Below are 9,146 nucleotides of genomic sequence, written 5' to 3' on the forward strand. Positions count from 1 at the left end.
AATCGGGGCGGCGCCGGCCTGCGGGTCGGCGGCGGGGGGCGCTGCGGACTCCAGCTTGGCGGCGCGGCCGGCGGGCATCGGGGTCAGCCCGGCGGCGAGCGCCCCCTCGTGGACCGCGCGCGGCCCGCCCCGGAAACCGACCGGCAGCAGATACAGCGCGCGCAGGTTGGTCACCAGGGCGGCGATGTCGAAACGCGGGGTGTCCTCCGTCAGCTCCTCGAAATCGAGGACGACGGGGGCGTTGCGGAAGAAATTGGGCGCCTGCCGCACCTTGACGGCGAGCTGGGTGAAGAAGTCCGGCGACGCCGGATCATTCACCTTCAGCACCATCATGGTGAAGGAATTGCCCCGCAACTGGAACGGACCGTCCCGATCGGCACCCTGCCTGGCGCTGCTCACCGCTGCCATCCTGCTTGTGTTCCTGCCGAATCCGTGTCGTCCGCATGTCTGGAGCCATCGGCCAGGCACCAGGGCGGAAGGGTCAACCACCCGGGTTCTAGCGGCGCGGACCCCATCCATTCAAGCCTTTCCCGGCGCCGATGGAGTGACAACCGCCGGACACACGCGCCATGGCCCGGAACAGGGGGTTCCCGTCCGGGCTGCAGGTCCATGTGTTGCGTCAGCGGAAGGTCTCACTACAAAGTATGGTAATGGAACTGGATTCGTCGGGCAAAGGGTTTTGCGGAGATATGCCCTTTTCGCGCTGCGGCATCTTTCCCTCGCCGCGACACCCGCAAAGATGGTTCGCGCGTCCTCGGCACATCCCCTTGTCGCGGTGGCGGCGGGTTCCCTCCGCCTCTGGCGGTAGTCCGTTGCCGCTGCGCTCCCACCTGCGACTCATCCACAACATCTTGTGTGAATCTTTTGCGATGCCCGCAATTCCGCCTGACGTTCGTCGCCGTACGCCCTATGTTTGTGATGTGAGGTTCCTATTCTGACGAAGAGGTTCCGCTTGCATCCTGCTTCGTTCCCGAGCGTCCGAATGTCGCCGGCACCCCATGACGGGCGCAGCCGACGGGACGCACGCCTCGCACCGGCAAGCCAGACTCCGGCCATCCTGTTGCACAGCAGCATCGACGACCTCCCCCTTGCGGGAGGTTTTTTTGTGCCCGGAGCCGCCGCCCACCAACGTGACGTTAGGAGAGCGATATGGCCAAACGCCAGACCAAAGGCAGCGCCGTTTCAGCGTCCGAGTCGACGGTCCACCCACTGTTCCCCGCCGCCGGTTGGGACCCCGTGGGCGGCGCCGACCGCCGCGACCAGAGCTATCTCCGCAAGGTCAAGCCCCAGAGCCCCAACCAGAAGAGGCTGATGGAGGCGATCAAGGACCATAACCTCGTTGTGGCGCTCGGCCCCGCCGGCACCGGCAAGACCTATCTGGCGATCTCCTCCGCGGTGGAGGCGCTGGAGGAGGGCAAGGTCGACCGCATCGTGCTGTCCCGCCCGGCCATCGAGGCGGGCGAAAGCATCGGCTATCTGCCGGGCGACATGCATGAGAAGATGGCCCCCTTCCTGCGCCCGCTCTACGACGCGCTGAGCGAGCGGCTGGGCGCCAAGCGCCTGCGTGCCCTGATGGCCGACGGCACCATCGAGATCGCGCCCGTCGGCTTCATGCGCGGGCGCACCCTGAACAACGCCTTCGTGGTGATCGACGAGGCGCAGAACTGCACCTATGCCCAGATCAAGATGCTGCTGACCCGGCTGGGCTGGCACTCCACCATGGTCCTGACCGGCGACCCCGACCAGACGGACCTGCTCGACAACCTGTCGGGTCTGGCCGACATCGCGCGCCGGCTGGAGGCGGTGGAGGGCATCGCCGTCGTCCGGCTGAGCGACACCGACATCGTCCGCCACCCCCTGGTCGCCAGCATGCTGACCGTGCTCTGACGCCATCGGCAAACGAACGGCATCGACGCGCAACCGCCCCACCGGTTCGCAACTGCGGGAGGCCTTCGGGCCTCCCCTTTCTTTTTCACGGCGCCGCGTTCTTTCTCTTCCAAACTTTTGAACGGCAGCCCGCGACGTTTTCTCACCCTGGGTTGATCCGCCTTGACGACGATCAGGCCCCCGGAGCAAAAGTAACAAAAAATTTAGCAGAATTTTCGGACGGCCGTCGCGCCGCCCGGAACCGGCGCCGGTGTGCCGGACATAAGGAAGATTCCGGAGGAACGTCAGGTGTTCGAGCGCATCAGCATCAAGGGTAAGATTTCCGTCATCCTGGGCGTCGCGGCCGTCGGCCTCGCCCTGATCGCCGCCGTCAGCCTGTTCGGCCTGCGCGCCGAGATGATGAAGGACCGTCAGGACAAGACCCGCAGCGTGGTGGAGGTCGCGCACAGCCTCGCCGCCCACTACGAGGAGATGGAACGCAAGGGCACGCTGACCCGCGACGCCGCCCAGGCGGCGGCCAAGGACGCGTTGCGCCGGCTGCGCTACGCCGCTTCGGAGTATTTCTTCGTCATCGACCGCGCACAGCGCATGATCATGCACCCCATCCGCCCGGAGATGGACGGACAGGACCAGTCGCGCACCGCCGATCCGAACGGGAAATTGCTGTTCGTCGAGATGACCCGCGTCGGCGTCGCGGCGGAGGGTGGCTTCGTCGATTACCTGTGGCCGAAGCCGGGCCAGGCGGAGCCGGTGCCGAAGATCTCCTACGTGCGCGGCTTCGAACCCTGGGGCTGGCTGATCGGGTCGGGCATCTATGTGGACGACGTGGACGCCGCCTTCCGCGAGGCCGCCCTGTTCCTCGGCGGGCTCGGGCTGCTGATCGCCCTCGTGGCGACGGGAATCGCCCTGCTGGTCAGCCGCGCCATCGTCCACCCGCTGCGCGCCATGACCGACGTGATGCAGACTCTGGCCGGCGGCGACACGGCGGTCACCGTGTCCGGCACGCGGCGCGGCGACGAGATCGGCGTCATGGCCCGCACCCTGGACGTCTTCCGCAACAATCAGATCGACCTGCAGCGCCACTGGGAGCGCCAGCAGGTGGAGCACCGCGTGACCGGACAGCGCGCCCGTGCGCTGGAGCGGTTGACCGAGCGGTTCGACGCCACGGTCAGCGCCATGGTCGGCACGGTCGGGCAGGCGGTGCAGGCGCTGGAGAACACGGCGCGATCCCTGTCCGACACCGCCGACCGCAACATGCGCGAGGCAGCCTCGGTCGCCGGGGCGTCGCAGCAGGCGTCGGTGAACGTGCAGACGGTCGCTTCCGCCGCCGAGGAGTTGAGCAGCGCCATCGCGGAGATCGGCACCCAGGTCGCCACCTCTTCGCACATCTCCATGCAGGCGGTGAACGCCTCCCGCCAGGCCAGCGAGCGCATCGACGGGCTGGGCCACGCCGCGCAGAAGATCAACGAGGTCGCCGACCTCATCACCAGCATCGCCAGCCAGACCAACCTGCTGGCGCTCAACGCCACCATCGAGGCGGCGCGGGCCGGCGAGATGGGCAAGGGTTTCGCCGTGGTGGCGGGCGAGGTGAAGAACCTCGCCGGCCAGACCGCCAAGGCGACCGAGGAGATCGCCGCCCAGATCAGCGAGGTCCAGCACGCGTCCCACGGCGCCGTCACCGCCATCCGCGAGATCGCCGGGATCATCGCCCGCAGCGACGAGATCGGCACCTCCATCGCCGCCTCGGTCCAGCAGCAGGGTGCGGCGACCGGCGAGATCGCCCGCAGCGCGGGTGAGGCGGCGCAGGGCACACGGCAGGTTTCCACCAGCATCGACGAGGTTTCAGCCTCCGCCCTGGAGACGGAAAAGGCCGCCAACAGCCTGCTCGACGCCGCGGAGAGCTTGGCGCAGCAAGCCGGGGCCCTGCGCAATCTGGTGGACGCCTTCCTGATCAACGTGGCGGCCATCAACAGCGCGGAACTGGCCACCCTCTTCGCCCCGGCCGGGGAGGAGGTCTTCATGCCCTGGAACGACACGCTGGCCGTCGGGCAGGAGGACATCGACAACGACCACATGATCCTGGTGGCGCTGATCAACCGGGCGGCCCGGCGCATCCGGGGCGGCGAAGTGCCGCAGGCCATCGGGTCGGCCATCGACCAGCTCGTCGCCTATACGGTCCTGCATTTCGAGGAGGAGGAGCGGGTGATGCAGCGGTCGGGCTATCCCGACTTCGTCCAGCACAAGGCACAGCACGACGCCCTGCGCAAGCGCGTGGCCGAGCTGAAGCAGCGCTTCGCGGCGGGGGAAGCGCGGGTCGGCGACGATCTGCTGGCGCTGTTCCGCGACTGGCTGACCGGCCACATCCAGCGCTTCGACAAGAGGATCGGACACCATCTCGCCCGGCCGGGAGAGCCGGCGCGCAAGGCGGCGTGAGGAGACGGGAACGGAGCAGGGTCTCAAATGGACTTGGTGATCCATGTGCTGGCACGGCTGATCGCCTGGGCCCTCATCGGCTTCATAACCCGCAAGCCCCGCCTGACCTGGCTGCTCCTCGGCGTTCCGGGAGGACTCGCCGCCGCTGCGATCTACGCCACGACCGGCACCTTGACCGGCACCACACTTTTCCTGATCGCGCTGGCGACGGTCCCGGCGGCGCTGGCCCTACGCTGGGCCACCCGCCGCCTCTGGTAACGGGGGGTGCCCCGCCTGGGCAGATTGTCCTCTTGACCTGAACCCTGCGCCGCCCCATTCCAGTCGGTCATGAAAGCCCGACTCATCCGCATCGCCGCCGCCTCCGCCGTGGGGCTCGTGATCGCCGCCGGCATCGCCTGGTGGCAGGTCGACAACGCCTCCAGCACGGTGCAGAGCAGCGTGCCCATCGGCGGTCCCTTCACCCTGACCGACCAGGACGGCAGGACGGTCACCGACGCCGACTACCGCGGCAAGTATCTGCTGATCTATTTCGGCTACACCTACTGCCCCGACGTCTGCCCGACGGAGCTGGGCACGATGGCCCGCGCCATGGATCTGCTGGGCGTGCAGGCGGACAAGGTGCAGCCGATGTTCATCTCGGTCGACCCGGAGCGCGACACGGTGGCGCATCTGAAGGACTATGTCGGGCTGTTCCACCCCAATCTGGTCGGGCTGACCGGCACGCCGGAGCAGGTCAAGGCGGCGGCCAAGGCCTACCGGGTCTATTACGCCAAGGCGCCGCAGGAGGGCGGGAAACCGGAGGATTACTTGATGGATCACTCCAGTTTTCTTTACCTGATGGGCCCCGACGGGCGCTTCCTCGGGGTGTATCCGGCCGGCACCACCGCCGACCGCGTGGCCCAGGATCTGGGCAGCCGTATTGCCGGCTGACGGAAAACACGAGCGGAGCCGCGCCCTTCGACCCGGTAATACCAAGGTTTCGGCGCGGTTTCGTTGGGTTTTCAAGCACTTGTATTAAGGGTTTTGCGACTTGACAGGGTTGTGCCCTGTCCGTATGGTCTCGCCGCTTTCGCGTGGCTGCGAGACAACGGGGACAACGAAGCGACATGAGCGACGAAAAGCCCCCGCCGTCTCTGGCAGAGCTTGACGCCCGACTGAAGAAGGCGCGTGAAGGGAAGGAATCGCAGAGCGGTCCGGGGAAATATCACCGGCTGCCGCAGAGTCCTCTCGGCATCGCCTTTCGAATCGGGACCGAGCTGGTCGCTGCCATGATCGTTGGCGTCGGTGGCGGGCTCCTGCTCGACCGCTGGCTCGGAACGGCGCCCTGGGGATTGATCGTCATGTTCTTCCTCGGCGCGGCGGCCGGAATTCTGAATGTCTACCGGGCCATCACCGGGCTCGGATTAGCCCCCGGCTACCGCCGGGCCCGTGAGGATGACAACGAGCGTCCCGACGGCGACGCACACTGAGCGAGGACGACCTTGGATCCGCTGCACCAGTTCCAGATCAACCCGATCCTCCAGATCGTGATCGCCGGGTATGACGTGTCCTTCACGAACTCGGCCTTCTTCATGGTCGTGGCGGTCGCGCTGATCTACGCGCTGCTCGTCTTCGGCATGTCTGGCCGCGCCCTGGTCCCGGGCCGCCTGCAGTCCCTGGCCGAGATCTTCTACGAATTCGTCGCGAACATGGTTCGGGACAACGCCGGGCACGACGCCCGTCCCTACTTCCCGTTCGTCTTCGCGATCTTCATGTTCGTGCTGTTCGGCAACCTCGTCGGCATGATCCCGTTCACCTTCACCTTCACCAGCCACATCATCGTGACCTTCACGCTGGCGGCGACGGTGTTCGTGTTCGTGACCGTCCTGGCCCTGATGAAGCACGGCCTGCATTTCTTCAGCTTCTTCATGCCGCACGGCGCGCCTCTGGCGCTCGCCCCGATCCTCATCCCGATCGAGGTGATCTCCTACCTGATGCGCCCCGTCAGCCTGTCGATCCGACTGTTCGCCAACATGATGGCCGGTCACACCATGCTGAAGGTGTTCGCGGGCTTCACGGTTATGATGATCAGCGGCCTGGGTGCCGTCGGCTTTCTCGCCGGCCTCGTCCCGCTGGCCATCAACATCGCGCTGACCGGCTTCGAGTTCCTGGTCGCGTTCCTGCAAGCCTACGTCTTCTCGATCCTGACCTGCCTGTACATCCGCGACGCTCTGGAACTGCACTGAGCACCAGCGCCGACCCGGATCATCCCTTCACCTTTTTCTCCACAGTTCACCCTTACCTAGAGGAATGAGTACCATGGAAGCTGAAGCCGCCAAGTACGTCGGTGCCGGTCTGGCCGTTATCGCCCTCGCCGGCGTCGGCCTGGGTATCGGCAACATCTTCTCGACCCTGATCGGTTCGATCGCCCGCAACCCCGCCGTCCAGCCGAAGGTCTTCCCGATCGGCATTCTGGGCTTCGCGCTGACGGAAGCCGTCGCGCTGTTCGCCCTGCTGATCGCCTTCCTGATCCTGTTCGCCTAAGGCCCGAGCGAACTCCAAATTTCGCTCTGACGCGGCGCCGGGCTCTCGAAGTTTCGGCGCCGCATTCTTGCCTAGGGGGACCGATCCATGCCGAACCTGTTGGCCAAGCGACGGCTGGTCCGCTGGTCGGGTGCTGCGGGCGCCTCGCTCGCCACTCTGACCGTGCTTGCCGGTAACGTCCTGGCGGCGACGGCGGAGCACGCGCCGGAAGCCGCCCATGGCGGCGAACATGCCGCCGGCGGCCTGCCGCAGCTCAATCCCGCCACCTTCCCCACCCAGATCTTCTGGCTGGCGCTGACCTTCATCACCCTCTACTACCTCCTGTCCAAGAAAGCGCTGCCGCGCGTGGCCGAGGTTCTGGAGGAGCGCCAGGAGCGCATCTCGCGCGACCTGAGCAAGGCCGCTTCGCTCAAGGAAGAGGCCGAGGCCTCCATGGCCCAGGTCGATCAGTCCCTCGCCGGGGCCCGTTCCGAAGCCCAGGCCCTGATCGCCCAGGTGGCCGCCGACATCGACGCGAACAACCACGCCCGTCAGGCCCAGTTGAGCGCCGAGAACGCCGAGCGTCTGCGCAGCGCCGAGGCGAACATCGCCGCGGCCAAGGAGCAGGCGATCGCCAACGTCCGCTCCATCTCCGCCGACATCGCCCGTGACGTCGCCGGCCGTCTGGCCGGGCTGAACGTCGACGCGGCCCAGGCCGATGCCGCGGTCGCCGCCGTGATCGAGGAGCGCCGGTCATGAACACGCCCGAAATGTGGGTCGCCATCGCCTTCATCATCTTCGCCGCCCTGGTGTGGAAGAAGGCGGCCGGCGCGATCACCGGCCTTCTCGACGCCCGCGCCGAGAAGATCCGTGCTGAGCTGGACGAGGCCCAGCGCCTGCGTGAAGACGCCCAGGCGCTGCTCGCCAACTACCAGCGCCGCCAGCGCGACGCGCTGAAGGAGGCCGAGGCCATCATCGCCCACGCCCGCGAGGAGGCCGACCGCCTCCGCTCGCAGGCCGGCGCTGACCTCGAAGCCTCGCTGAAGCGCCGCGAGGCGCAGGCCATGGACCGCATCGCCCAGGCGGAAGCCGGGGCGCTGGCCGAGGTCCGCAACCTGACCGTCGACATCGCCATGGACGCCAGCCGCCGCATCCTGGAAACCGGCATCCAGCCGGCCCAGGCGGACAAGCTGATCGACCAGTCGATCGCCGAGCTGCCGAAGCACCTGCACTGAGATCGTTGCTCCACCGGCAACGGTCTTTCGAAAAACCCCGGCCTAGGCGCCGGGGTTTTTCTTTGGTGGAATGGTGCGGCAACCCGGAGCCCCTTCCATGACCACGCCCCAGCCGGCCACCGCCCTGCCCTCTCCCGTTCCCAGCGTCTTCGTCTCGCACGGCGCCCCCACCCTCATCATCGAGGATTCGCCGGGCCGCCATTTCCTAGCCGGCCTGGGCAAGTTGCTGGGCCGCCCAAGCGCGGTGATCGCGGTGTCGGCCCACTGGACGACCCGGGCCCCGGCGATCAGCGGCGCCACGCAGCCGGACACCATCCACGACTTCTACGGTTTCCCCCGCTCCCTCTACGCGATGCGCTACCCGGCCCCCGGCGCCCCGGCGCTGGCCGACCGCGTGCGGGCGCTGACCGGCGCCGCGGTGGATCCCGGCCAGGGGCTCGACCACGGCGCCTGGGTGCCGCTGATGCTGATGTACCCGGAGGCCGACATCCCGGTCGCCCAGCTCTCCGTCCAGCCCGGCGCCACCGCCGCCGACCACATCGCGCTGGGCCGCGCCCTGGCGCCCCTGCGGAACGAGGGCGTGCTGGTCCTCGGCAGCGGCGGCGCCGTCCACAATCTCGGCGATTTCCGTTTCGGCCAGAGCGACGTGGCCGGTTGGGCGGAGGAGTTCGCCGGCTGGCTCGACGGGGTGCTGGCGGCGGGCGACGAGGCGTCGCTGGCCGGCTGGAAGACGCTTTGCCCGCAGGCCAAGGCGGCGCATCCCACCGACGAGCATTTCCTGCCCCTGCCCGTGGCCTTCGGCGCCGCCGGCGATACAGTGCGGACGGAGCGGCTTCACACCGGGTTCGAGCATGGCAGCATCGGCATGCAAGCCTACGCCTTCCACGGCGGCGCCTGAAACGAAGCCGGAGATGTTTAAAGGGGCTGACCCTTACGCACTTGTCTGTTTGCGCCGTTGCGTCGCCAAGCTACAATCCGCGCCACCCGTCCGTGCACACGGAAGGGTTTCTGACAACGTCGGGCTTTTCCCGCCCGCAACCTTCGGCCGGATCTCGTGGCTTACCAACGACAGCGCGTACGGGACGTGGC

The 9,146-nt window shown here is 67.5% G+C and carries 11 protein-coding genes; 10 read left to right on the plus strand and 1 reads right to left on the minus strand.

Going from position 1 to position 9,146, the window contains the following annotated elements; all coding sequences use genetic code 11:
* Positions 1-408: septum site-determining protein MinC (locus GBZ26_RS23045; RefSeq protein WP_486598849.1), on the minus strand; the 408-nt coding region annotated here is incomplete at its 3' end.
* A 741-nt stretch (positions 409-1,149) separates the two neighbouring features.
* On the opposite strand from GBZ26_RS23045, the gene GBZ26_RS23050 reads away from it, so the two are divergent.
* From GBZ26_RS23050 to GBZ26_RS23095, 10 genes are all read left to right on the plus strand, one after another.
* A complete protein-coding gene (locus GBZ26_RS23050; protein WP_137140118.1) occupies positions 1,150-1,887 on the plus strand; it encodes a PhoH family protein in 738 nt (245 codons plus the stop codon).
* 288 nt (positions 1,888-2,175) lie between these two features.
* Positions 2,176-4,320: a bacteriohemerythrin gene (locus GBZ26_RS23055; protein WP_174440852.1), complete on the plus strand. Its 2,145-nt coding sequence runs from the start codon at positions 2,176-2,178 to the stop codon at positions 4,318-4,320.
* Positions 4,321-4,347: 27 nt separating this feature from the next.
* Entirely contained in the window at positions 4,348-4,578 is a 231-nt protein-coding gene (locus GBZ26_RS23060) for a hypothetical protein (protein ID WP_174440853.1), read from the plus strand.
* 69 nt (positions 4,579-4,647) lie between these two features.
* Complete coding sequence (locus GBZ26_RS23065) at positions 4,648-5,250, plus strand: SCO family protein (protein WP_174440854.1); 603 nt, start codon at positions 4,648-4,650, stop codon at positions 5,248-5,250.
* Positions 5,251-5,426: 176 nt separating this feature from the next.
* A complete protein-coding gene (locus tag GBZ26_RS23070; protein WP_137140114.1) occupies positions 5,427-5,789 on the plus strand; it encodes an AtpZ/AtpI family protein in 363 nt (120 codons plus the stop codon).
* 12 nt (positions 5,790-5,801) lie between these two features.
* Entirely contained in the window at positions 5,802-6,545 is a 744-nt protein-coding gene (locus GBZ26_RS23075; RefSeq protein ID WP_035672105.1) for a F0F1 ATP synthase subunit A, read from the plus strand.
* 73 nt (positions 6,546-6,618) lie between these two features.
* Positions 6,619-6,843 (plus strand): ATP synthase subunit C family protein, encoded by a 225-nt coding sequence (locus tag GBZ26_RS23080; RefSeq protein WP_014239727.1) that lies wholly within the window; start codon positions 6,619-6,621, stop codon positions 6,841-6,843.
* Positions 6,844-6,930: 87 nt separating this feature from the next.
* On the plus strand, positions 6,931-7,581 hold the full coding sequence (locus GBZ26_RS23085) for a F0F1 ATP synthase subunit B family protein (protein ID WP_174440855.1): 651 nt from the start codon (positions 6,931-6,933) through the stop codon (positions 7,579-7,581).
* A complete protein-coding gene (locus tag GBZ26_RS23090) occupies positions 7,578-8,057 on the plus strand; it encodes a F0F1 ATP synthase subunit B family protein (RefSeq protein ID WP_041810942.1) in 480 nt (159 codons plus the stop codon). The genes GBZ26_RS23085 and GBZ26_RS23090 overlap by 4 nt, the downstream gene beginning before the upstream one ends.
* Before the next feature lie 97 nt (positions 8,058-8,154).
* Positions 8,155-8,955: a DODA-type extradiol aromatic ring-opening family dioxygenase gene (locus GBZ26_RS23095; RefSeq protein WP_174440856.1), complete on the plus strand. Its 801-nt coding sequence runs from the start codon at positions 8,155-8,157 to the stop codon at positions 8,953-8,955.
* The last annotated feature ends 191 nt before the right edge of the window (positions 8,956-9,146 follow it).

It is taken from the genome of Azospirillum formosense (genome assembly GCF_013340925.1).
GTDB classification, from domain to species: Bacteria; Pseudomonadota; Alphaproteobacteria; order Azospirillales; family Azospirillaceae; genus Azospirillum; species Azospirillum formosense.